The 23,119-nt window shown below is 65.9% G+C and carries 25 protein-coding genes; 21 read left to right on the forward strand and 4 right to left on the reverse strand.

The features are described 5' to 3' along the window. Positions 1–54 precede the first annotated feature (54 nt). The 20 genes from ruvA (at position 55) to C8J43_RS06630 (ending at position 18,299) form a co-directional block, all read left to right on the forward strand. A complete protein-coding gene (ruvA, locus tag C8J43_RS06535; RefSeq protein ID WP_056051705.1) occupies positions 55–651 on the forward strand; it encodes a Holliday junction branch migration protein RuvA in 597 nt (198 codons plus the stop codon). 28 nt (positions 652–679) lie between these two features. Beyond that, the gene (locus C8J43_RS06540; protein ID WP_133030233.1) at positions 680–838 is read left to right on the forward strand and encodes a type II toxin-antitoxin system HicB family antitoxin; all 159 of its coding nucleotides are present in this window, start codon (positions 680–682) and stop codon (positions 836–838) included. A 122-nt stretch (positions 839–960) separates the two neighbouring features. Further along, positions 961–1,266: a hypothetical protein gene (locus C8J43_RS06545; protein WP_133030234.1), complete on the forward strand. Its 306-nt coding sequence runs from the start codon at positions 961–963 to the stop codon at positions 1,264–1,266. Continuing rightward, positions 1,263–2,285 carry a Holliday junction branch migration DNA helicase RuvB gene (gene ruvB / locus C8J43_RS06550; RefSeq protein ID WP_060526516.1) on the forward strand — a complete coding sequence of 341 codons (1,023 nt, stop codon included), beginning with the start codon at positions 1,263–1,265 and terminating at the stop codon, positions 2,283–2,285. Before C8J43_RS06545 ends, ruvB begins: the two co-directional genes overlap by 4 nt. A gap of 144 nt (positions 2,286–2,429) precedes the next feature. Next, a complete protein-coding gene (ptsP, locus tag C8J43_RS06555) occupies positions 2,430–4,703 on the forward strand; it encodes a phosphoenolpyruvate--protein phosphotransferase (protein WP_121884275.1) in 2,274 nt (757 codons plus the stop codon). 101 nt (positions 4,704–4,804) lie between these two features. Beyond that, positions 4,805–5,749 (forward strand): helix-turn-helix domain-containing protein, encoded by a 945-nt coding sequence (locus C8J43_RS06560; RefSeq protein WP_133030235.1) that lies wholly within the window; start codon positions 4,805–4,807, stop codon positions 5,747–5,749. A gap of 96 nt (positions 5,750–5,845) precedes the next feature. After that, positions 5,846–6,766, forward strand: coding sequence for a tetratricopeptide repeat protein (locus C8J43_RS06565; RefSeq protein ID WP_121884277.1), 921 nt, complete (start codon positions 5,846–5,848; stop codon positions 6,764–6,766). Between the two features lie 193 nt (positions 6,767–6,959). Continuing rightward, on the forward strand, positions 6,960–7,928 hold the full coding sequence (gene tilS, locus C8J43_RS06570) for a tRNA lysidine(34) synthetase TilS (RefSeq protein ID WP_133030236.1): 969 nt from the start codon (positions 6,960–6,962) through the stop codon (positions 7,926–7,928). A 237-nt stretch (positions 7,929–8,165) separates the two neighbouring features. Beyond that, positions 8,166–10,073 (forward strand): ATP-dependent zinc metalloprotease FtsH, encoded by a 1,908-nt coding sequence (gene ftsH, locus C8J43_RS06575; protein ID WP_243645500.1) that lies wholly within the window; start codon positions 8,166–8,168, stop codon positions 10,071–10,073. A 77-nt stretch (positions 10,074–10,150) separates the two neighbouring features. Then, the gene (locus C8J43_RS06580; protein ID WP_243645453.1) at positions 10,151–10,537 is read left to right on the forward strand and encodes a hypothetical protein; all 387 of its coding nucleotides are present in this window, start codon (positions 10,151–10,153) and stop codon (positions 10,535–10,537) included. A gap of 106 nt (positions 10,538–10,643) precedes the next feature. Then, positions 10,644–11,258 carry a nicotinate-nucleotide adenylyltransferase gene (locus tag C8J43_RS06585; protein ID WP_133030238.1) on the forward strand — a complete coding sequence of 205 codons (615 nt, stop codon included), beginning with the start codon at positions 10,644–10,646 and terminating at the stop codon, positions 11,256–11,258. A 1-nt stretch (position 11,259) separates the two neighbouring features. Beyond that, entirely contained in the window at positions 11,260–11,667 is a 408-nt protein-coding gene (gene rsfS / locus C8J43_RS06590; RefSeq protein WP_133030239.1) for a ribosome silencing factor, read from the forward strand. Positions 11,668–11,685: 18 nt separating this feature from the next. Beyond that, positions 11,686–12,108 carry a 23S rRNA (pseudouridine(1915)-N(3))-methyltransferase RlmH gene (locus C8J43_RS06595; RefSeq protein ID WP_060526522.1) on the forward strand — a complete coding sequence of 141 codons (423 nt, stop codon included), beginning with the start codon at positions 11,686–11,688 and terminating at the stop codon, positions 12,106–12,108. Between the two features lie 3 nt (positions 12,109–12,111). Beyond that, positions 12,112–13,284, forward strand: coding sequence for a peptidoglycan DD-metalloendopeptidase family protein (locus C8J43_RS06600; protein ID WP_133030240.1), 1,173 nt, complete (start codon positions 12,112–12,114; stop codon positions 13,282–13,284). A gap of 304 nt (positions 13,285–13,588) precedes the next feature. Further along, positions 13,589–14,974, forward strand: coding sequence for a S41 family peptidase (locus tag C8J43_RS06605; RefSeq protein ID WP_133030241.1), 1,386 nt, complete (start codon positions 13,589–13,591; stop codon positions 14,972–14,974). Between the two features lie 20 nt (positions 14,975–14,994). Then, positions 14,995–15,477 carry a disulfide bond formation protein B gene (locus C8J43_RS06610; RefSeq protein ID WP_056051678.1) on the forward strand — a complete coding sequence of 161 codons (483 nt, stop codon included), beginning with the start codon at positions 14,995–14,997 and terminating at the stop codon, positions 15,475–15,477. Continuing rightward, positions 15,474–16,010, forward strand: a complete 537-nt coding sequence (locus C8J43_RS06615; RefSeq protein WP_056051676.1) for a demethoxyubiquinone hydroxylase family protein — start codon at positions 15,474–15,476, stop codon at positions 16,008–16,010. Before C8J43_RS06610 ends, C8J43_RS06615 begins: the two co-directional genes overlap by 4 nt. Positions 16,011–16,055: 45 nt before the next feature. Continuing rightward, positions 16,056–16,571, forward strand: coding sequence for a hypothetical protein (locus C8J43_RS06620; protein ID WP_060526525.1), 516 nt, complete (start codon positions 16,056–16,058; stop codon positions 16,569–16,571). Positions 16,572–16,806: 235 nt separating this feature from the next. Then, complete coding sequence (locus C8J43_RS06625) at positions 16,807–17,316, forward strand: DUF2306 domain-containing protein (protein ID WP_133030242.1); 510 nt, start codon at positions 16,807–16,809, stop codon at positions 17,314–17,316. A 281-nt stretch (positions 17,317–17,597) separates the two neighbouring features. After that, entirely contained in the window at positions 17,598–18,299 is a 702-nt protein-coding gene (locus C8J43_RS06630; RefSeq protein ID WP_133030243.1) for a DJ-1/PfpI family protein, read from the forward strand. On the opposite strand, the gene C8J43_RS06635 is transcribed toward C8J43_RS06630, so the two are convergent. Beyond that, positions 18,296–18,928: a DedA family protein gene (locus tag C8J43_RS06635; RefSeq protein WP_133030244.1), complete on the reverse strand. Its 633-nt coding sequence runs from the start codon at positions 18,926–18,928 to the stop codon at positions 18,296–18,298. The genes C8J43_RS06630 and C8J43_RS06635 overlap by 4 nt on opposite strands. 80 nt (positions 18,929–19,008) lie before the next feature. Between C8J43_RS06635 and C8J43_RS06640 the strand changes: the two genes are divergently transcribed. Further along, a complete protein-coding gene (locus tag C8J43_RS06640) occupies positions 19,009–19,806 on the forward strand; it encodes an aldo/keto reductase (protein WP_133030245.1) in 798 nt (265 codons plus the stop codon). Between the two features lie 124 nt (positions 19,807–19,930). Here the strand turns inward: C8J43_RS06640 and C8J43_RS06645 are convergent, their stop codons facing one another. From C8J43_RS06645 to C8J43_RS21830, 3 genes are all read right to left on the reverse strand, one after another. After that, positions 19,931–21,316, reverse strand: coding sequence for a UdgX family uracil-DNA binding protein (locus C8J43_RS06645; RefSeq protein WP_133030246.1), 1,386 nt, complete (start codon positions 21,314–21,316; stop codon positions 19,931–19,933). A gap of 142 nt (positions 21,317–21,458) precedes the next feature. Then, entirely contained in the window at positions 21,459–22,703 is a 1,245-nt protein-coding gene (locus tag C8J43_RS06650; RefSeq protein ID WP_133030247.1) for a putative DNA modification/repair radical SAM protein, read from the reverse strand. Between the two features lie 220 nt (positions 22,704–22,923). After that, entirely contained in the window at positions 22,924–23,100 is a 177-nt protein-coding gene (locus tag C8J43_RS21830) for a hypothetical protein (RefSeq protein ID WP_165899560.1), read from the reverse strand. Between the last annotated feature and the right edge of the window lie 19 nt (positions 23,101–23,119).

The raw sequence follows: 23,119 nt of genomic DNA on the forward strand, positions 1-23,119 counted from the left end.
GGTCCCATTTTGCCGGGATGACGCGACCGCGGCATTGTTCTACCGCCATCGATCATGATCGCGCATCTCAAAGGACGTCTGGACTCGACCGGTATCGATCATGCGGTGATCGATGTCGGCGGCGTCGGTTATCTGGTCGGCGCCTCGGCGCGCACGCTGTCGACGCTCGGCCCGATCGGCGAGGCGGCTACCGTCTTTACCGAGATGCTCGTGTCGGAGGATTCGATCCGCCTCGTCGGATTCTCGAGCGGGTCCGAACGCGACTGGTTCCGGCTGCTGACCGGCGTGCAGGGCGTCGGCGCACGCGTTGCGCTCGCGATCCTGTCCGCGCTCGAACCCAATGACCTGTCGCGGGCGATCGCCAGCGGCGACAAGGCGATGGTCGCGCGCGCCAACGGTGTCGGGCCCAAGCTCGCGCAGCGCATCGTCATGGAACTGAAGGACAAGACCGGCGGTATCGTGCTCGGTCCGGGCGGTACCACCGCGGCGCCTGTCGTTGGCGCGGGTGCGGATGCGGTGTCGGCACTGCTCAACCTCGGGTTCCGCCCCGCCGAAGCCTCCACCGCCGTCGCCGCGGCGGAAGAGGAACTGGGGACGGACGCCACGCTCGACGCGTTGGTCCGACTGGCGCTGCGCAAGGCGTCGCGGTAGAGCCGGATCGTCCAAGAAGGAATGTGCCATGCAGGTCACTGCTGTTCTTACCGTTGCGGAGGAAGGCGGGTTCGTCGCCTATAATCCGGAAACCGGCACGACCAGCCAGGGCGAAACGGTGGAAGAGGCGATCGGCAATCTGCGCGAGGCGTTCGAATTGTATCTCGACGTATTTCCATGCCGATAGTCGGAGCGCCGCTGGTGATGCGGTTGCCTAATATGCTCCCAATTTCTGTATTCTTTGTCGGTTTCGTAATGGCTCAACTGCAATTGCGGCATCTATCGATCTGTCTTGCGGGAGCTCAATGAATGTGGCCTTTTTCGAGGCGCAAATCGCCTGCTGATCTGGCTATTGAATGGATGCCTCACGCGATCGATGTAGCTTCGCAGAAGTGGCTCGAGTTCCAACTTTTACCGTTTCGTGCGGAGGTTCCTTTGGAAACTCGCATCATGGCGTTTGTTGAGCCGTTGAAAATCGGACTGCGTCAATGGGAAGCTTTTCGCACTGCTCCTGACGCAATTTTTCTATTGATTGCGGCCAAGGGTGTCGAAAAATCAGGTACGCACTCGATAAGCCAATTGGAACAGGCTCTAAAAGTAAGTTTGCCAGCGTGACAGACGACCGCATCCTGACCGCAGCCAAGCGCCCCGAAGACGTCGACGCCGCGCTGCGCCCGAAGACTCTCGACGAATTCGTCGGGCAGAAGGCCGCGCGCGAGAATCTTCGTATCTTCATCCAGGCGGCGAAATCGCGTGGCGATGCGCTCGATCACGTGCTGTTCTTCGGGCCGCCGGGGCTAGGCAAGACCACACTCGCGCAGATCGTCGCGCGCGAGATGGGGGTGGGGTTCCGCGCCACCTCGGGCCCGGTGATCGCCAAGTCGGGCGATCTCGCCGCGCTGCTGACCAATCTCGAGGATGGTGACGTGCTGTTCATCGACGAGATCCACCGCTTGCAGCCGGCGGTCGAGGAAGTGCTGTATCCGGCAATGGAGGACCGTGCGCTCGACCTGATGATCGGCGAGGGGCCGAGCGCGCGCTCGGTGCGCATCGATCTGCCGCGGTTCACACTGATCGGCGCGACGACGCGGCAGGGCTTGCTGACGACGCCGCTGCGCGATCGCTTCGGCATCCCGGTGCGGCTGCAATTCTACACTGTCGAGGAGTTGGAGCGGGTCGTCACGCGTGCCGCCGGGTTGCTCGGGCTGGGGATCGCCAAGGACGGTGCGATGGAGATCGCGCGCCGCGCCCGCGGTACGCCGCGCATCGCCGGGCGATTGCTGCGTCGGGTGCGCGATTTCGCCAACGTCGCGGGGCACGAGACGGTCGACGCGCGGGCGGCGGATGCGGCGCTGAACCGGCTGGAGGTCGATTCGCTGGGTCTCGACGCGATGGACCGGCGTTATCTGATGATGATCGCCGACATCTACCGCGGCGGCCCGGTCGGCGTGGAGACACTTGCCGCAGGGCTGAGCGAACCGCGCGACACGATCGAGGAAGTGATCGAGCCGTATCTGATCCAGCTCGGCCTGATCGCGCGAACGGCACGCGGGCGGTTCCTGAACGCGGGCGGCTGGAAGCACCTGGGCCTCAACCCACCAACCGGCAGCCAGGACGGGCTGTTCGACACCTGACTTCTCACCCCTCCCTTTCAGGGAGGGGAGAAGTCGCCATTCACAAACACTTGTAAGAATCCACACCCAGAGATCGATCGAACTTGGCCACAACACTGCTTTTGTTGCGTGGCACCCAAGCGCTTCATCTGATAGCCAACCCCAATGCCCCTTTCGGCCGCCGCCTCCGCCCGCGAAATCCTCACCAGCCTTCACGACGTGATGGCGTCGCGCACGTCCGCGCAGGCCAAGCTCAATTCGGTCGTCGGTATCATCGCCACCGCGATCGATAGCGAGGTGTGCTCGATCTACCTTCTGCGTGAAGGCGTGCTCGAACTGTTCGCCACGCGTGGCCTCGATCAGGCTGCGGTCCACGTCACCAAACTGGCGATGGGCGAGGGGCTGGTCGGGACGATCGCCGAAGACATCGAGGTGCTCAACCTCGACGAAGCCGCCAGCCACCCCGATTTCGCCTACAAGCCCGAAACCGGCGAGGACCGTTTCCACAGTTTTGCGGGCGTGCCGATCATCCGCCGCGAGCGCTCGGTGGGGGTGCTGGCCGTCCAGCACACCGATCGTCGCAAATATGCGGACGTCGAGATCGAGGCATTGCAGACGGTCGCGATGGTGCTGTCCGAACTGATCGCCAACGCCGGGCTGATCGATACCACCGGCGGCGGCGCGGACCGGCCGCAGTCGACCGCGGCGATGCGCATTCCCGGCCAGAAGCTGGTCGACGGCATGGGCGCGGGCTACGCGGTCTATCACCAGCCGCGCATCCATATCGAACATACCGTCGCCGAGGACACCGACGCCGAGCGCCACCGCGTCTACGCCGCGTTCGACAAGATGCGCGAAGGCATCGACCGGATGACGCGCGATGCCGAATTCGGCGTCGGCGGCGAGCATGTCGAAGTGCTCCAGACCTACAAGATGTTCGCCTATGACGAGGGTTGGGCGCGGCGCATCAACGAGGCGATCGACTCCGGCCTGACCGCAGAGGCGGCGATCGAGCGCGTCCAGCAACGCACCCGCCAGCGGATGCGGCAGATCGACGATCCGCTGCTCGCCGACCGGATGCACGATCTGGAGGACCTGTCGAACCGGCTGCTCCGCATCGTCTCGGGCCAGATGGGCACCGCGGCGCAGATGGGCCTTCGCCAGGACACCATCCTCATCGCGCGCAACCTCGGCCCCGCCGAACTGCTCGAATACGACAAGCGCAGGCTGAAGGGCGTTATCCTGGAGGAAGGGTCGCTCACCGCGCACGTCACGATCGTCGCGCGCGCGATGGGCGTGCCGGTGCTCGGCCGCGTCCGCGACATCCGTCGATTGGTCGCAGAAGGCGACATGCTGTTGCTCGACAGCGCCGAGAGCAACGTCTTCGCGCGGCCGTCGGCGGCGATGGAGGAGGCGTTCGAGGCGCGGCTCGCGATGCGGCAGAAGCGCAAGGCGGCGTTCGCGGCGCTGCGCGACGTGCCCCCGATCACCAAGGACGGCCACCGGCTGACGCTGATGGTCAACGCGGGCCTGCGCGACGACGTGGCCGCGCTCGACATCACCGGCGCCGACGGCATCGGCCTGTTCCGCACCGAATTCCAGTTCCTCGTCTCCGCCACGCTGCCGCAACGCGAGCGCCAACAGCGGCTCTACCGTGAAGTGCTCGACGCGGCGGGCGATCGTCCCGTGATCTTCCGCACCGTCGATATCGGCGGCGACAAGGCGTTGCCGTACCTCAACAAGCACGACGCGGACGAGGAAAATCCGGCGATGGGCTGGCGCGCGCTGCGCCTCGGCCTGGAGCGTGACGGGTTGATGAAGGTGCAGGCCCGCGCGCTGCTGGAAGCCGCCGCCGGTCGCACGCTCAACGTGATGTTCCCGATGGTCAGCGAGCCGTGGGAGTTCGACGAGGCGCGCGCGCTGTTCGAGGCGCAACGTCACTGGCTGGAGGGCCGCGGCCGAAAGATGCCGCTCGCGATCCGCTATGGTGCGATGCTCGAGGTGCCGGCGCTTGCCGAGATGCTCGACATTCTGCTGCCGAACATCGATTTCCTGTCGATCGGCACCAACGATCTGACGCAGTTCCTGTTCGCCGCCGATCGCGCGAACCCCAAGCTTGCCGAGCGCTACGATTGGCTCAGCCCGTCGATCCTGCGCTTCATCGCCCGGCTGGTCGCGCCGGTCCGTGCGGCGGGTGTCGATCTGGCGGTCTGCGGCGAGATGGGCGGGTTGCCGCTCGAGGCGATGGCATTGATCGGTCTCGGGATCGAGCGGCTGTCGATCACGCCGGCCGCGGTCGGCCCGATCAAGGCGATGACGCGGTCGCTCGATCGGTCGGCGTTGGCGCCGGTCATGACAGCGCTGCTCGCCAACCCGCCACGCGACATGCGCGCCGCGCTGACCGCGTGGGCGGTGGAAAACGGCGTCGAACTCACCTGAACCGCGTTTGCCTGCCGGCTGCGCGTTGACAGGACACGGACCGTCGTAGAAACGGAAACCATAGCGGGCGACGCTTTGAGAGCCCGGTTTCGGAGATAAGAATGGACGAGGTCGAACCCGGCCAGAACGCTGTGCCCGCTCCGACCGAGCGTGCTGGCGACATTCTTCGTACCGCACGCGAGGCGCAGGGGTTGAGCGTTGCCGATATCGCGACGCGGACCCGCGTACCGCTCCGCCATCTCGAGGCGATCGAGGCTTCGGACTATAGCGTATTGCCGTCCGCGACCTATGCGATCGGTTTCGCGCGGGCCTATGCGCGCGCGGTCGGCGTCGACGAGGTGCGGATTGCGCAGATGGTCCGCGAAGACGTCGCCAAGCTCGGCCGCCGGACGCCCGAATACGAACCGTACGAGATGACCGACCCGTCGCGCGTGCCCTCGCGCGGGATCACGATCGTCGCGCTCGGGATCGCGATCGCCGTGCTCGTGCTGGTCGGCCTCTGGTACGGCACCGACATGTTCCGCGGATCGCGGACGTCGCCCGCCGACGTATCCGTCGCACAGGTGCCGGCCGCGCCCGCGGCGAAGACCGCGCAGTCCGTCCCCTCGGCGCCGACCCCAGCCAACGGGCAGGTGACGCTGACCGCTTCGGGCGAGGTCTGGATGCGGGTCTACGACGCCGATAACAAGACGCTGTACCTGGGGACGATGAAGCCGGGCGAGAAGTTCGATGTGCCGCGCGACGCGAAGGACCCGAAGATCAACATCGGTCGTGCCGACAAGCTGGCGGTGACGCTCAATGGGGCCGCGGCGCCGGCGCTCGGTACCGGCGAGCGTGCGATCAAGGATGTCCCCGTCGGTGCGACGGCGATCGCCGCGCGAATCGCGGGAACACCCGAGCCACAGGCCACGCCTGCCGGGTCGTCTGCGACCACCGAGCGGTCGCGCCCGCGTCGCCCGAATACGCCCCGCCGTCCGCTCAGCGAAACGCAGCGTGCGAACCTCGACTCGGCCGAGACTCCCACGCGGGCTACCACGAATCCGTGAGCAACGGCAGGCATCGCCAGGGTCTTAAGGCTGGCGACAGGAGGGGTAGTGTAGCTATACCCGGACGATTAACCAATTCACCGGGGGGCGTGGCCCATGCGTAAGTCAATTCTGGTCGGCGTCTGCCTCGCGGCTCTGTTGCCGGCGACCGCGCAGGCGCAGAACGTCGAAGGCCGCGTCGGCAAGCTCGAGAGCGAGATGCGCGCGGTGCAGCGCAAGGTGTTTCCCGGTGGCGCAGGCCAGATGCTCCAGCCCGAGGTCCGCGCGCCGCAAGGCGAACAGGGCCCCGGTCCGGGCTCACCCGCGAACAGCGCGATCATCGACGTGACGCAGCGCGTCACCTCGCTCGAACAGCAGATGACCTCGCTCACCGAGCAGATCGAGCAGAACCAGAACCGCGTGCGCCAGTTGCAGGATGCGTTCGACAGCTATCGGCGCACCAACGATGCGCGGCTGAAGGCACTTGAAACCGGCCCCGCGCCGATCGCGGCGGGCGGTCCGATCGAGCCTGACGACGCGTCGAATGGCGGCCCCTCGCGCCCGACACCGCGGCCCGATACGGCGGCCAAGCCGGGGACCGCTACGCCGGCACCGACCAAGGTCTCGGTCGAGAAGCCGTCCACCGGCGACGCTGCGGAAGACGATTATATGTATGGCTATCGACTGTGGGCGGCCAAGCAATACCCGCAGGCCGAGGCGCAGTTGAAGAAGGTTGTCGCGGACTATCCCAAGAGCAAGCGCGCCAGCTATGCACAGAATCTGCTCGGTCGGTCGTATCTCGACGAGGGCAAACCGAGCCTCGCGTCGATGGCGTTCTACGACAATTACAAGAAGATGCCCGACGGCGAGCGCGCACCCGACAGCCTGCTGTATCTGGGGCAGGCGCTGACCAAGCTGAACAAGCCCGCCGATGCGTGCAAGGTGTATGACGAACTGAACGACGTCTACGGCGCCAAGATGGCCGCGGCGATGAAGGGGCAGGTCGCTGCCGGACGCAGCGCGGCGAAGTGCAAGTAAGCGATCCCTCGATGCGTGTGCGTGATCCCCTGTTCGTGACTTCACGTCGCACATTAGCACCACCCCGGCGGAGGCCGGGGCCCAATTGGGAAGGCCAGCGTAACGGCGGGCTGCGCCTAGTCATCGCTGTCCCCCATTTGGGCCCCGGCCTCCGCCGGGGTGGTAGACTTTTTACGATGATGATGCGCACCGCATGACCGAAGAAGGACGTCGCTTCGCCGCCGACTTCGCGCGGCTCGCCAGCGACATCGCCAACCCGCTGTTCGCGGTATCCGGCGGTCCGGACAGCATGGCGATGCTCACCCTCGCGCATGAATCGCTTCCCCCCGGCTTCACGGTCGCCAGCATCGACCACCGCCTCCGCCCCGAAGCGGTCGAGGAATCCGCGATGGTCGCCGCGCATTGCGCCACGCTCGGCATTTCTCACGCCACGCTCGCGCCGAGCGAACCGATCACCGGTGCCAGCATCCAGGCGCAAGCCCGTACCACGCGCTATGCGCTGCTGACGGAGCACGCCCGTGCGATCGGCGCGGGGGCTCTCGTCACCGGGCATCACGCCGACGATCAGGCCGAGACCTTCCTGATGCGGGCGGCGCGCGGTTCGGGACTGGCCGGTCTGGCCGGCGTGCGGGCACGCACGCACGTCAACGGCGTCCTCGTGATTCGCCCGTTGCTCGACTGGCGCCGCGCCGAACTCCGCGCGATCGTCCGTCGTGCCGAGGTGCCGTTCCTCGACGATCCCTCGAACCATGACGACCGGCATGATCGTACGCGGTTCCGCCGGTTGCTCGGGGAGAACGAATGGCTCGGCACGCCGAATCTCGCACGCGCCGCCGCCGCGCTGGCCGAGACCGACACCGACGTCCGCGCGATGGTCGACTGGATCTGGACCGAACGCGCCAAGGTCGGCGGCGGCGAGGTCAAGCTCGCGGTCGAGAATCTGCCCCGCGAAATTCTCCGCCGTCTTGCCCGCTGCGCGATCGGCACGGTCCGCACCGAGGCGGGCATCGTCGCGCCCGAATGGACCGAAGCCGCCAACATCGAAAAGCTGCTCGACTCGCTCACGACCGGCAAGCGCACGACTCAGGCCGGCATCATTGCCAGCGTCCGCGGCGACGTCTGGCGGTTCCGCGAAGCCCCGCCCCGCCGCGTTATCGACTGACCCGCGTTCCCGACTGCCGGCTTTCCCGCCCAAGCCAGAGCCTCTGCGTCGGGTGACGTGACCGCCCGTTCACACCGATCAACGCAAGTCGCGCGTTGTTCCATTGCCATTAACCTGCGCGCGCTTATCTTGTGCGCTGAAAGGTATCGTGCACCCATGAACGACAACGAGAACCGCGGTCAGAAGCCCCAGGGCCCCGGAAACGGTGGCCCCGAGAATGGCGGCGGCAATCCTTGGATGAAGAGCCTGTTGATCTGGGTCGGCATCCTGCTCGCGCTGGCGCTGTTCGTGACCATGTTCGACGGCCGTACGGCCACGTCGGGCGGCAACACGATCGCGTATTCGGCGTTCCTCGACAAGGTCGACGAGGGCACGGTCAAGGACGTCAACATCTCGCGCGACATGATCTCGGGCACGTTGTCGTCGGGCGAGAAGTTCAAGTCGTACCCGATCCAGGACTCGACGCTCGTGCCGAAGCTGCGCGAGAAGGGTGTTGCGATCAGTGCGAAGCCCGAAGAGGGTCCGTCGATGCTGGCGTTGCTGCTGTATCAGTCGCTGCCGTTCCTGCTGTTCCTCGGCATCGCTTTCTTCGTGCTGAAGCAGATGCAGAAGAATTCGGGATCGGGCGCGATGGGCTTCGGCAAGAGCCGCGCGAAGATGCTGACGCAGAAGGAGGGTAAGGTCACCTTTCAGGATGTCGCCGGTATCGACGAAGCACGCGAAGAGCTGGAAGAGATCGTCGAGTTCCTGAAGGATCCTACTAAGTTCGCCCGCCTCGGCGGCAAGATCCCCAAGGGCGCGTTGCTGGTCGGTTCGCCCGGTACCGGCAAGACGCTGCTCGCCCGTGCCATTGCGGGTGAGGCTGGCGTGCCGTTCTTTACGATCTCGGGCTCCGATTTCGTCGAGATGTTCGTCGGTGTCGGCGCAAGCCGTGTCCGTGACATGTTCGAGCAGGCCAAGAAGTCCGCACCGTGCATCGTCTTCATCGACGAAATCGATGCTGTGGGTCGTCATCGTGGTGCCGGCCTTGGCAACGGTAACGACGAGCGCGAGCAGACGTTGAACCAGCTGCTGGTCGAGATGGACGGCTTCGAGGCGAACGAGGGCATCATCATCATCGCCGCGACCAACCGTCCCGACGTGCTCGACCCAGCGCTGCTGCGTCCGGGTCGCTTCGATCGCCAGGTCACGGTGCCACGGCCGGACATCGAAGGTCGCATCAAGATCCTCGAAGTCCACATGAAGAAGGTTCCGCTCGCACCCGACGTCGATGCCCGAGTCATTGCACGTGGTACGCCCGGTTTCTCCGGTGCCGATCTCGCCAACCTCGTCAACGAGGCGGCGCTGCATGCGGCGCGCAAGGGCAAGCGTCTGGTGGCGATGGCCGAGTTCGAGGAGGCCAAGGACAAGGTCATGATGGGCGCCGAGCGTCGCAGCATGGTCATGACCGACGACGAGAAGCGGATGACCGCGTACCACGAGGCCGGTCACGCCGTCGTTGCGATGCACGAGGCCGCATCGGATCCGATCCACAAGGCGACGATCATCCCGCGCGGTCGTGCGCTGGGCATGGTCATGCGTCTGCCCGAGCGCGATTCGTACAGCTATCACCGCGACAAGATGTACGCGAACCTCGCGGTCTCGATGGGCGGCCGCGTCGCCGAGGAAGTCATCTTCGGCTACGACAAGGTGTCGAGCGGAGCCTCGGGCGACATTCAATACGCCACGGGTCTGGCACGCGACATGGTTACGCGCTGGGGCATGTCGGACAAGGTTGGTCCGCTCGAATATGGCGAGCCCGAGGGCGAGTCGTTCCTAGGATACTCGTCGAGCCGTCCGTCGCGTATGTCCAACCAGACCGCGCAACTGATCGATGACGAGATCAAGCGGATCGTCGAAGGCGGTCTCGACCGTGCCAAGCAGGTGCTGAGCGATCACGTCGATCAGCTCCACACGGTGGCTGGTGCGCTGCTCGAGTTCGAGACGCTGACCGGCGACGAGATCAAGAAGCTGATTGCCGGCGAAGATCTCGATCGTCCTGAGCCGGGTGCGAAGACGTCGAACGTGCCGCGTGCGGGAACGTCGATCCCCAAGACGCGTCGTCCCAACGGCCCGTTCGGTACGCCGTCTCCGCTCGGCGCGTGATCGGTTCGTACCCGATCGGTTCATCCAGGCGTAAGCCGTTGAAGTTTATGGGCAGTCTTTCCTCGGAAAGGCTGCCCATGTCGTATCTGCCCAAACCATTCTGCGTCGCTCTGGTCGCGGCCGTGACGATCGTCGGCGCCGCGGTGCCGGCGAGTGCGGCGATGTCCGTTCAGACCTTCCTCGCGCGCGCCAACGCGTTGCGTGATAAGGGCCCGATGGCGTTGATGTCGCCCGATCTTCCGGTCCTGAAGGCGGAGGCCAAGGCGGCCACCACGCAATTGAAGGCGGATCGCGCCGCGCGTGCTGCCGCGGGCAAGCCGCCGATCGCGTGCGTGCCAGAGGGCGAGTCGGTCGGCATCATGGATATGCTCGACGGATTGTCGCAATTGCCTGCCGCCGATCAGAAACGCCCGCTCAAGGACGGGTACGCGCGGGTGCTGGCGAAGCGTTTCCCCTGCAACTGAGGTGCCCGGCGCGCTGCCATGTTGATAACCGACGAATCCGGTCATACCGTCGGTTTATGTCTTGCTCGCCTTGGCTTTCCAGCATCTCCTTTTGCTCCGCCGAGGTTTGACCCACGTCGGCATTCTCGGCGGGTCGTTTAACCCCGCCCACCGCGGCCACCGCGGCATCACGCTTGCGACGATCGACTCGCTTGCGCTCGACGAGGCGTGGTGGCTGGTGTCTCCCGGCAACCCGCTGAAGGACGCGGCGAACGACATGGCGCCGCTCTCCGCGCGTCTTGCTTCGGCGCGATGGATGGCGCGCCGCGCGCCGATCCGCGCGACCGATATCGAGGCGCGGCTGCACACCCGCTACACGCTCGACACGATCCGCAAGCTCAAGCGGCGCTACCCGAAAATCCGCTTCATCTGGCTGATGGGGGCGGACAATCTCGCCGACTTCCATCGCTGGAAGAACTGGCGCCAGATCGCCCGCGAGGTTCCGATTGCGGTAATCGCGCGTCCGGGATATGACGGGCGCGCCCTCGCGGCCCCCGCGATGGGTTGGCTGCGGCGCTTCCAACGGCGCACAGACCATGCGAAGAGCTGGACGACGTGGAGATTGCCGGCCCTTGTGCTGTTGCGCTTCCGACCCGACCCGACCTCCGCAACCGGCCTGCGTGCCAAAAATCCCGACTGGGTTCAGCACGTTGCTGGTCCGGTAGTTTTACCCAGGAGCTGACTTGGCCACTTCCCCTACTGCCCCTCGCGCGACCGACCCCGAAGAGGTTGAGGCGCTGCATCGCCTGATCCTCGCGTCGCTCGACGACGACCAGGCGGTCGAGACCATCTCGATCCCGCTCGCGGGCAAGACCAGCATCGCCGATTACATGGTGATCGCCAGCGGTCGTTCGACCCGCCAGGTGGCCTCGATGGCGCAGAAGCTGGCCGAGCGGATCAAGGCCGAGTTCAAGCGTCCGGTGAAGATCGAGGGGCTCCCCACGGCCGACTGGGTGCTGATCGACGCGACCGACGTCATCGTCCATCTGTTCCGCCCCGAAGTCCGCAGCTTCTACAATCTCGAGCGGATGTGGGCATTCGGCGACGCACCGGCGCCGCCGCCCGTGCCGATCTTCACCGACGAAGACTAGACCTCCGAGACGGCGGCGGTGCTGCTCCACATCGTCGCCCGCGGTCGGATCGGGCGCTCGCCCGAGGCCGACCTCGTAGACCGCTATCTGAAGCGGATCGTCTGGCCGACCAAGGTCAGCGAGCTCCCCGACACCGGCGGCAAGATTCCGCTGGTCGGGGAACAGACCAAGCGCATCCTGCTCGACGAGAAGGGCGAGACGCTCTCTTCGACGCAGTTCGCGCAAAAGCTCGAGCGATGGCGCGATGACGGCGTGCGCGAGGCGCGGTTCATGATCGGCGCCGCCGATGGCTTCGACGACGCAGCGCGCGACGAGGCGGACCTGCTCTTCTCGTTCGGCCGCGCGACCTGGCCGCATCTGCTCGCTCGCGCGATGCTCGCCGAACAACTCTTCCGCGCCACCAGCATCCTTGCCAACCACCCCTATCACCGCGAAGGGTGATGCATGAGGGTAGGGGGCGTTCTCGCGATCGCGGCGCTGTTCGCGGCGGCGGGCGTAACTGCACAGACTGACGCGCCCGAGTTGGCGACCGAGCAGCAACGCCTGCTCGCCGCCAAGCGTGACGCCGTGATCGCCACCGCGCGGGCTGCCAAGCTCGCCGCTGCCGCCACGCAGGAGCGCAACGCCGCCGACAAGGCGCGCCGTGAAGAACAGGCGCTCGCTGCGCGCGTGACCGCCGCCGAAGCGAACCTAGCCACCGCAAGTGCGCGCGTAACGCTGGTCGAGCGCCTGCTATCCGATCAGCGCGCCAAGCTCGGCCGCGCGCAAGCCCCTGTCGCCCGGCTCCTCGCAGCGTTGGAATCCCTCGCCCGCCGCCCGACGATCGTCGCAGTCGCGCAGCCGGGATCGGTCGACGACCTCGTCCACGTCCGCGCGGTGCTCGGCAGCGCGCTCCCCGTCGTCCGCCAGCGCACCGAAGCCGTCCGCACCGAACTCGCCGAGACGCGGCGTTTGCAAGCCAGCGCCACGCTCGCTGCCAAGGCGCTCGCCGACGGCCGCGCACGGCTGGAGAACGATCGCATCGCGCTGGCCACCTTGGAAGCACGCCACCGCCAGCGCAGCCAGTCGCTCGGCCGCGGTGCGCTCAGCGAGTCCGATCGCGCGCTGGCGCTTGGCGAACGCGCACGCGATCTCGTCGATGGGATGGCCGCCACCACCAACGCCAAGGCGACCGCAGCCAGCCTGATCGCGCTCGCCGGCCCGATCCCCCGCCCGGTCGCGCCCGGCACCACGCCCCCGTCGCCACCGCGCGGCGTGTACCGTGCGCCGGTAGCGGGCAGGCTCGTCACCGGCTTCGACGAGGTTTCGGAGTCCGGCGTCCGATCGCGCGGCCTGACCTTCGCCACCGCCCCCCGCGCCCGCGTCGTCGCACCCGCGGCCGGCACGGTCCGCTACGCGCGTCGTTTCCGCGACTACGGCACGATCGTCATCATCGACCACGCCGATGGCTGGACCAGCCTCGTCACCGGCCTCGCCGCGACCACCGCCAAGCCCGGCGACCGCATCGCCATGGGCGCGCCGCTCGGCGCCGCTCCCGGCGAAGACCCGCGCATCACCGTCGAACTCCGCCGCCGGGGGCGGCCGGTCGATGTGGCGTCACTGATAGGGCCGCGCTGATCGGCTAAGCTAGGTCAGCGCCTGACTTCGTGGTCGAAATTCGCCAAAACTACCCCGTCACCCCGGACCGGTTCCGGGTCCACCGTTCCGCGAACCCGAGTCTCTCGATCGTGCGGAGCCGTGGATGCCGGAACGAGCCCGGCATGACGGAGCATCGTGTGTACGTGCCGCCCCGAACGTCACCCCCGCAGTCAGCCGCCATTAACCCCGGGCCCGCTTTGCTCCGCGCGTTGCCGCCAGCGTTCCGCTACGCTACGCCGTCACGACCGTACGACACGTCTTTTCTCAGGTTGCAGGACCATCGATGCCTCGTCCTATACTGCGTACCCCGTTCCTTGCCGCGACGGCGATCGTCGGCGCGCTGACGCTGATCCCGCTCGCCACCTCGGCGATGGCGGCGGTCGACACCGACACGTACCGCGAGTTCGACCAGTTCCTCGATGTGTTCAACCGCGTGAAGGCGGATTACGTCGACAAGGTCGATGACAAGACGCTGATCAAGGGCGCGATCCAGGGCATGCTCGCCAGCCTCGATCCGCACAGCTCGTACGTCGACGCGCTGGACTACGAAAACCTCCGGATCATGACCGAGGGCAATTACGGCGGCCTGGGCCTGACGGTGCAGATGGAGGACGGCGCGATCAAGGTCGTCGCCCCGCAGGAAGACTCGCCCGCCGCCCGCGCGGGCGTGAAGTCCGGCGACTACATCACGCATATCGACGGCAAGCTGATCTACGGCGATTCGCTCGACGAGGCGGTCGGCAAGATGCGCGGCAAGCCCGGCAGCAAGATCACGCTCGGCCTCGTCCGCCCCGGCCGCGACAAGCCGCTCGACGTGACCATGATGCGCGAGATCATCGTCCAGAAGCCGGTGAAGTGGGAAGTCCGCGGCGATGTCGGCTATATCAACATCAACACCTTCAGCGAGAACACCGGCGCCGACACCCGCGCGGCGATCATGGCGATCGACAAGTCGCTCGGCCACCGCCCGCTCGGCTATGTCGTCGACCTCCGCGAGAATGGCGGCGGGCTGCTGACCCAGGCGATCGAAGTCAGCGACGCGTTCCTTGATCACGGCGAGATCGTCTCGCAGCGCGGCCGCGAGAAGACCGATATCGAGCGCTATTACGCCAAGCCCGGCGACGACGCGCACGGCCTGCCGGTCGTCGTTCTCACCGATCCCGGCACCGCATCGGCGTCGGAGATCGTCGCGGGCGCGCTTCAGGATCATCACCGCGCGCTGATCATGGGCGAGCGCAGCTTCGGCAAGGGCTCGGTCCAGACCGTGCTCCCGCTCGGGCCCCAGACCGCGCTCCGCCTGACCACCGCGCGCTACTTCACGCCGTCCGGCCGATCGGTGCAGGAGGGCGGGATCGAGCCCGACATCAAGGTGCCGCAGCTCACCGATCCCGACTACAAGTCGCGCCCGGTGTTCCGCGAGGCAGACCTCCGGAAACATCTGATCAACGAGGTGAAGGCCGACAACGCGGTGCTGGAGGAGGATACCAAGACCGACCCGCGCTTCTCGCAGACGCCCGAGCAGTTGAAGAAGCAGGGCATCGACGATTTCCAGCTCTATTACGCGCTGAAGACCGTCGCGCGTCTCGGCGGCCCGACCCAGGTTGCCGCCGCGACCAAGCCGCGCCCGATCAAGCCTGATGCCGACGCTGCCAAGGCCGCCACCAAGTGAGCGTGCGTCGCGGGTTGGGCATGACCAAGAACGAAGAGATCGCGCGCGCTATCGCGCTCCTGCTGCCAGCGTTCCTGCTGCTCGGTGCGCTCGGCTCGCAATATCTCGGCGGGCTGTATCCGTGCGAGATGTGCCATTGGCAGCGCTGGCCGCATTATTCCGCCGTGCTGATCGCGGGGGCGACGTTCTTCGTTCCCGGACGGTCGCTCAGGGCATCGCTGGTGATCATCGCCGGGGTACTGATCGGGCTCAGCGGACTGATCGGCGTCGCGCATGCCGGTGTCGAATATCATTGGTGGAACGGCTTCACCGCCTGCACGACGACCGTCTCGATGGCCGGCACCACCGCCGCTGAGCGTCTTGCCGCGATCATGAACGCGCCGATGGTGCGCTGCGATTCGCCGCAGTGGAAGCTGCTCGGCATTTCGCTCGCCGGGTTCAACGCGATCTTTTCCCTCGTCGGTGCGTTCACCATATTCGCACTCATGAGGAAGACGAGATGAGCGGCTGGAAGCCAGGAGACGCCAAGCGGGCGACGGATTCGATGATTCGCGTCGACCAGGCCGGCGAATACGGTGCGATCCGTATCTATGCAGGCCAGCTTGCCGTGCTCGGCGATCGTCACCCGGCATCGCGCTCGATCCATCACATGGCGCAGCAGGAAGAGCGCCACCGCGCGTTCTTCGACAAGATGATCGTCGATCGCCGCGTGCGCCCGACGGTGCTTCAGCCGATCTGGAAGGTCGCCGGCTTCGCGCTCGGCGCCGTTACCGCGGCGATCAGCCCGCGAGCTGCGATGGCGTGTACCGCCGCGGTCGAGACCGAGATCGACAAGCATTACGAGGAACAGCTCGTTCAGCTTGGCGCCAGCGATCCCGAGTTATCGGCGGCCATCCTCGATTTCCAGGCCGAGGAACTCGAGCACAAGGCGACCGCGATTGCGGCCGGGGCCGAGGAGACACCTGGGTATCCGGTGCTGAGCGCGGCGATCCGGCTCGGTTGCAAGGTCGCGATCGCTACCGCCAAGCGGATCTGAGAAGCGACCTTCGAAATGAGAATACGGATTGTGGGAGTGATGCGTATGAAAATGCTTTTTGCGGCGGCGTTGCTCGTCGCCGGGCCTGCGGTGGCGCAAACGTCCCAACCCGCGCGCCGCGCGCCGCCGACGCTCGCGCAGCTGCCCGCCAAAGCGCCGACGCTGGCCCCGGCATTGCCGGGCGCTACCGGCAAGCCGAACACGATCTCGGCGCCAGGCGAGGTCTCGCGCAGCGCGCCCGTCAACGGCGTGCTGACCCTGTTCGGCAACGAACGCTGCCCGACCAACCAGAACGGCGAAGAGATCGTCGTCTGCGTCCGCCGCAGCGCGCAGGAGCAATACCGCGTCCCCAAGGAATTGCGCGAGTTCGTCGTCACGCCCGAGAATGCCAGCTGGGCGACCAAGGCCCAAGGCACGATGGACGCCGGGTCAGGCGTAAACACCATCGGCAGCTGCTCGGCAGTCGGCGCAGGCGGCGCCACCGGCTGCTTCGGCCAGCGGGTCCGGGAATCGCGGCTGGAAAACAAGACGCGCGCCGCGGAAGTCCCGGTTCTTCCATAACTCATCGCAAGCGATAGCGCCCTACTTCCCCCCTCCCTGAAAGGGAGGGGCAGGGGGTGGGTCGGCTTCCACAGGCGGCAATGCCAGTGGCATAATCCAACCGACCCACCCCCAACCCCTCCCTTCCAGGGAGGGGTGCACGTTTTGACCATGGCGAGGTCGGCGGCACAAATGCCCCTTGGCTTCCGCGCTGCGCACCCCGTACCGTCCCCCTGGGACATACAAGGGGGCACGAATGGCACTAACACTCGGAAAACGAAAAACCCGTCTGCGACCGATCGCTGCCGACGGTTACGAAAAACTCCTCGCTTACGCCGCAATCCTCCTCCTAGCCGCCGTCATGACCGCGCTGATCCGCGGCCGCCCGCACTGGCCGCAGGTCCCGACGATCGTCTGGTTCCACCTCGCCACCATCCTCGTCGCGCTCGCGTTCACCCCCATCATGCTGCTGCGCAAACGCGGCGACCGCCCGCACCGCGCGCTCGGTACGATCTGGGTCGTCGCGATGCTCGCCACTGCGCTCGCCTCGTTCGGCATCCGGACCAGCACGGGTGGTTTTGGCATCATCCACCTCCTGTCGATCTTTACGCTCGTCCAGGTCCCGATCATCTGGTGGTCGGCACGCGCGCACGACCTTGCACGGCACCGCACCAGCGTGCGCGGGATGGTCACCGGCGCGTTGCTCATCGCGGGCGTGTTCACCTTCCCGTTCGGGCGCATGCTCGGGACATGGCTGTTCGCCTGATACCCGCGCGCGCTGTTCCCGAGGTAACTGTCCTACAGGCAGAGGGGATGGCATGATGCGCGAATGACGTCGGCAACCATCCGAAGCGCGTTCGCTAAAACCGCCCCCTACGGTGCGTCGGGTGCCGACGAAAATGCTGCACCAGCGTCTGCACTTTCTGCACTTCGGTTGAGCGCGCTCCTTGCTCGGTGCCGGACTCGCGTTGTTTGTCAGCGAGTTAAGCCAATCCGGAGCGATGTCGCGGTTTTCGATCGTGAGAGCCCATCGCAAGGAGCAACGGCATGACCGAATCGCTGAGCATCGCCTTCCTGCTATTTCCGAACGTGACCCAGCTCGATCTGACCGGCCCCGCGCAAGTCCTGTCGCGACTCGGCAACGCCCGGCTCGATCTCGTTTGGAAGACGCTCGATCCGGTGCCGACCGACGCCGGCTTTTCGATCCTGCCGACCGCGACCTTCGCTGACGTCCCGCGCGCCGACATCCTGTGTGTCCCAGGCGGCTTCGGAACCAACGACGTGATCGCCGACGACGAAGCTATGGCGTGGGTCCAGTCGGTCGGGGCCGAGGCGACGTGGGTGACGAGCGTCTGCACCGGATCGCTGATCCTCGGCGCGGCCGGTTTGCTCGACGGCTATCGTGCCGGGTGCCACTGGGCGCAGCGTGACATGCTGCCACTGTTCGGCGCGATCCCGGTCGACGCGCGCACCGTGGTCGATCGCAACCGCGTGACCGGCGGCGGCGTCACCGCGGGGATCGACTTCGCGCTGACGCTGACCGCGATGATCAGCGGCGAGGCGCATGCCAAGGCGGTCCAGCTGGGTCTCGAATATGATCCAGCACCGCCGTTCGACAGCGGATCGCCCGCAAAGGCCGACGCCGATATCCTCGAGGCGGTGAAGCGGCGAACGGCGCAGCTTGTGCCAACGCGCGACGACGATCTTCGTGCGCTGGCGAAACGCCGCGGTTACCCCTTAGAGACTTAAGGGTGGCGCTTCAGCCCGCGCACGCGGTGCCAGATGTAGAAGCCGACGAGTGCGATCAGGACCACGCCGATCAGCAGGTCGGCGCTGTGGAACGCGGCCTTCACACGTGGATCGCTGTCCCACTTGTCGCCGAGCTTCATGCCGACCCAGGCCAGACCGAAACACCACGGCCATGACCCGACAAAGGTGTAGATGTGGAACGGCACCAGCTTCATCCGCGCGACGCCGGCGGGGAAGGCGATGAACGAGCGGATCACCGGCAGCAGACGCCCGATCAGCACCGCGATCGAGCCCCATCGGGCGAAGAACCGGTCGGCGGCGTCAAGCTCACCCGGGCCGATCAGCAGGTAGCGACCCCAGCGTTCGGCCATCGGCCGGCCGCCACGCTTGCCGATCTCGTACGCGACGATCGAACCGAGATTGCACCCGATCGCGCCCGCGGTGGCGGCGAGATACAGGTCGAACCGCCCGGTCGAGACGAGGTAGCCGGCGAACGGCATGATGATCTCGGACGGCAGCGGGATGCACGCGCTTTCGATCGCCATGAGCAACGCGATGCCGACATAGCCACCCGAAGAGATGACGCCGATCGTGAAGGTGGCCAGCACGGCCAGGATCTTTTCGAACATGGCTCGGTCGATTGCGCGAACCTGGCGCGGAAGGGAAGAGCCAATCGGAACCGTCGGCCGTGTCGTGCGCTGTTTGCGACATGACAGATCTTACACTCAACGACGGCCGCACGATGCCCCAGCTCGGCATGGGCACGTGGCAGATCCCCGACAGCCAGGCCGCGGCGATCGTCCGCTCCGGGCTCGATATAGGTTTCCGGCTGGTCGACACCGCCGCGATCTACGAGAACGAACGCGGCGTCGGTGACGGCTACAAGGGCTCTAAAGCTTTCCTGACAACCAAGCTCTGGAACGACCGGCAGGGCGATGCCGAGGCAGCAATAGACGAGAGCCTCGCGCTGCTCGGTGTCGAATCGGTCGACCTGTACCTGATGCACTGGCCGGTGCCGAAGCAGGACAAGTATGTCGAAGCGTGGAAGGCGATGATCGCGCTGCGTGTTGCCGGGAAGGCCAAGTCGATCGGCGTCTCGAACTTCCTCCCCGAGCATATCGACGCGATTGTTGCTGCGACCGGCGTGACGCCAGCGGTCAACCAGATCGAACTTCACCCGAATTTCCAGCAGCGCGAACAGCGTGCGTATCATGAAGCGCATGGCATCGTGACGCAGAGCTGGAGCCCGTTGGGGCAGGGCAAGACATTGTTGCAGGACAGCGCGATCGTCCGGATCGCGGACAAGCATGGTCGGAGTGCGGCGCAGGTCATCCTGGCGTGGCATCTGGCGAACGGCTTTTCGGTCATCCCGAAGGCGTCGGATGCCGAGCACCTCGCGGACAACTTCGCGGCGTTGGATCTGACGCTGGATGATGAGGACATGGCAGCGATCGAAACGCTCGACGATCCTGCGGGCCGGCTGGGACCAGAACCGAACGCGATGTAACCCTCCCAGGCACGGAGGGGGGCGCCACGTGAAGTAATGGGGTGGAGAGGGGCTCTACGAGCGTCATGCTTGCGGTAAGCCCCCTCCGGCAGTTGCGCCTGTACCCCTCCCGTGGCGGGGGGGACTAACCGATCCGCCTGCCAACCGTTCGCAGATCTTCAACGAACCGCGCATACTCCTCCGCCGCCTGCGCTGGATCGGGCAATCTAAGCAAATAGCTTGGATGCACCGTGATCCACGCCTCCCCGCCATCGGGCAATTGCAACGCCCGCCCGCGCTCACGCCCAATGGTCATCACCTTGCCGAACAGCGATCGGGCCGCGGTGGCGCCTAGCGCCACAGTGACCTTAGGTTTGATTAGCATCTGCTCCTGTTCGATCCACCAGCGGCAGGCGTCGATCTCGCCTGCCGCTGGCTTGGCGTGGATGCGTCGTTTGCCGCGTTGTTCGAACTTGAAATGCTTTACTGCGTTGGTGACGTAGGCGCGCGAGCGGTCGACGCCCGCTTCCGCCATCGCCTTGTCGAACATCTGGCCGGCGGGGCCGACGAATGGGCGTCCGGCGATATCCTCCTGGTCGCCAGGTTGCTCGCCAACGAACATCAGTGGGGCGTCGACTGGGCCTTCGCCGAACACGGTTTGCGTCGCCGGCTTGTAGAGCGGGCAGCGGGTGCAGCCGGCGGCTTCGTCGCGCAGGGCTTCCCATGCGATCAGGCTGTTGCCGCCGACGTTGTCGCGCGCCTTCTGGATCATGCCGCTCTCCCTTGCTTGCGCCGCTGCAAGCAAGCCCGGGACCAGCGCGGTTTCGGGCATGTTCTTCCAATATTTCTTCGGCATCTCCTTCAGCATCGCGCCGATCTTCACGCGGGCTGGGTTAAAGATGCTGGCGTAATAGGTCTTCCAGACTTCCTCGGTCGGGTCGCCCTCGGGGGCGTCGGACTTGCTTGCACCAGGGCCTTCGGTGAGCGCCTTGCCATCCCAGTGGATCGAGACTTCGGGCGTCAGGATCGACCAGCGCATGCTGGCGAAGCGGTTGACGAAGAAGGCTGCGTTGGCGCGGACGATGTGGTGGTCGGGCTCGAACCACGCGACGAAGCGCGTGCCGCCGTCCTCCTCGACCTCGCGGAAACGCAGGAACGCGCGCATTTTGTGGATGTCGCGGCGGACGTCCTTGGCGATTCGGTCGAGCCTGCGGACGAGTGGGTCGGCGCGGTCTTCAATCAGTTTGGGTTCGCGGCGGAGGCGGAAAAGCAGCGTGTAGAGCAGGGCGAACCGTTCAGGGTCGCTGCCGAGGATGGCGCTGCGGGCCAGGTCAATGAAGGCGCGTGGGACGGAGAATGCGCCTGGGGGTGGGGCGGGGGCCGGATCAGCTACGGTTGCGAACAGGTCGACCGGTTCGTCGCCGACTTGCCAGACGACGTCGTCGGGGGGAACATCCTCGGCAATCAGGCCACGCGCGGCGTCGCGCCAGCCGTCGAAGTCGTCTGGTTCGGATAGGGTTACGACGCGCATAATCCTCCCCGGCACGGGGAGGGGGACCAGCGAAGCTGGTGGAGGGGGGCTTCCGCGAACGTGTCGGTGGTGGTGAGCCCCCTCCACCCCGCCGCTGCTCGTCGCGGTCCCCCTCCCCGTGCCGGGGAGGAATGCGTCGGCGTCACGCGAACATTTCCATCTGCTTGGGTTTCGGGGCGACGATGGGGCGGAGTTCGGCTCTGTCTGCCAGAACCACCGGGCGCCAATCCTCGGCGATGATGAAGGGGCGGAGCTTGGCTACGGATACCGTCAACCTTGCGATATCGGCGAGGTGCAGGCGGCGCCAGCGGCGGCTGGTTAGGATGCCGTTGACTGCCTTCACGCCGAGTCCGGGGACGCGGAGGAGCATTTCGCGGGGGGCGCGGTTGACGTCTACCGGGAAAGAGCCGCGAAATTTGAGCGCCCAGGCGAGCTTGGGGTCGATGTCGAGCGGGAGCATGCCGGTCGCGTCGTCGGCGGCGGCGACCACCTCGTGCGGTTGGAATTCGTAGAAGCGCATCAGCCAGTCGGATTGGTACAGACGGTGCTCGCGCATCAGGGGTGGGCGTTGCAGCGGGAGGACGGCGCTCGCATCGGGGATCGGACTGAACGCGGAATAATAGACGCGGCGCAGGCCGAAGCGGTCGTACAAGGTCGACGCCTTTCGGACGATGTCGCCGTCGGTTGCGGCGTCGGCACCAACGATCATCTGGGTCGACTGGCCGGCCGGGGCAAACTTCGGCGCGGACTTGTACTTGGCCTTGGCGTCTTTGCCGTCGATGATCGAGGCCTTCACCTCCGCCATCGCGGTCTCGATGCGGACGCCGTCTTTCTCGGGGGCGAGCCGCTTCAGGCCGTTCGCGGTCGGGAGTTCGACGTTGATCGAGACGCGGTCGGCGTACAGCCCGGCTTGGTGGACGAGTTCGGGATCGGCGTCGGGAATCGTCTTGAGGTGGATGTAGCCGCGGAAATGATGGTCCTCGCGCAAACTCCGCGCGACCTCGACCATCTGCTCCATCGTGTAGTTCGACGAGGCGATGATGCCCGACGATAGGAACAAACCCTCGATATAATTGCGCTTGTAGAAGGCGATGGTGAGATCGACGACTTCCTTCGCCGTGAAGCGGGCGCGGCGCACGTTCGAGCTCTTGCGGTTGATGCAGTAATGGCAGTCGAAGATGCAACTGTTGGTCAGCAGGATCTTCAGCAGCGAAATGCAGCGGCCGTCGGGCGCATAGGCGTGGCAGATGCCCATGCCTTCGGTCGAACCGAGCCCCTTGCCGTCCTTCGAATTACGCTTGGTCGTACCCGACGACGCACAGGACGCGTCGTATTTGGCCGCATCGGCGAGGATCTCGAGCTTTTCACGGGTGTCGAGCTGGGCCATTCGTTCGTCTTACGTTCCGCGAAAAGGGGTGTCGAGTGATGGAGATCAACTTGTTGCTATGTCGCTGCTGCGGGGCGGTTCTCGGTCGTGACGGCAGAGTGAAGTATAGAAAGTGCAGACGCTGGGAGCGTTTTCGCCGGGGCAGTTTCGTGGGTCGGAAAGTCTCGCGATCTAGGCGTTGGAACGCTGTCAGGATCAGGGCGTGTAGGACAGCGATCAGTCAGTCGAACACGTAGCGGATCAGGTCGACCATGCCGCCGAGGCTGACGGGCAGGAGCAGCAACACGAAGAGATAGACGAAGATCAGGCGAGTGAGCGCCTTCTCGTGCCGATACACGGGCTTGCGCGGAGGCAGATCCTCCTTGCGTGGCCAGATGCTGGATTCGTCGAGGAACATCGAGAGTCAACGTCGCGAA

This window comes from Sphingomonas sp. PP-CE-1G-424, from assembly GCF_004341085.1.
GTDB lineage: Bacteria > Pseudomonadota > Alphaproteobacteria > Sphingomonadales > Sphingomonadaceae > Sphingomonas.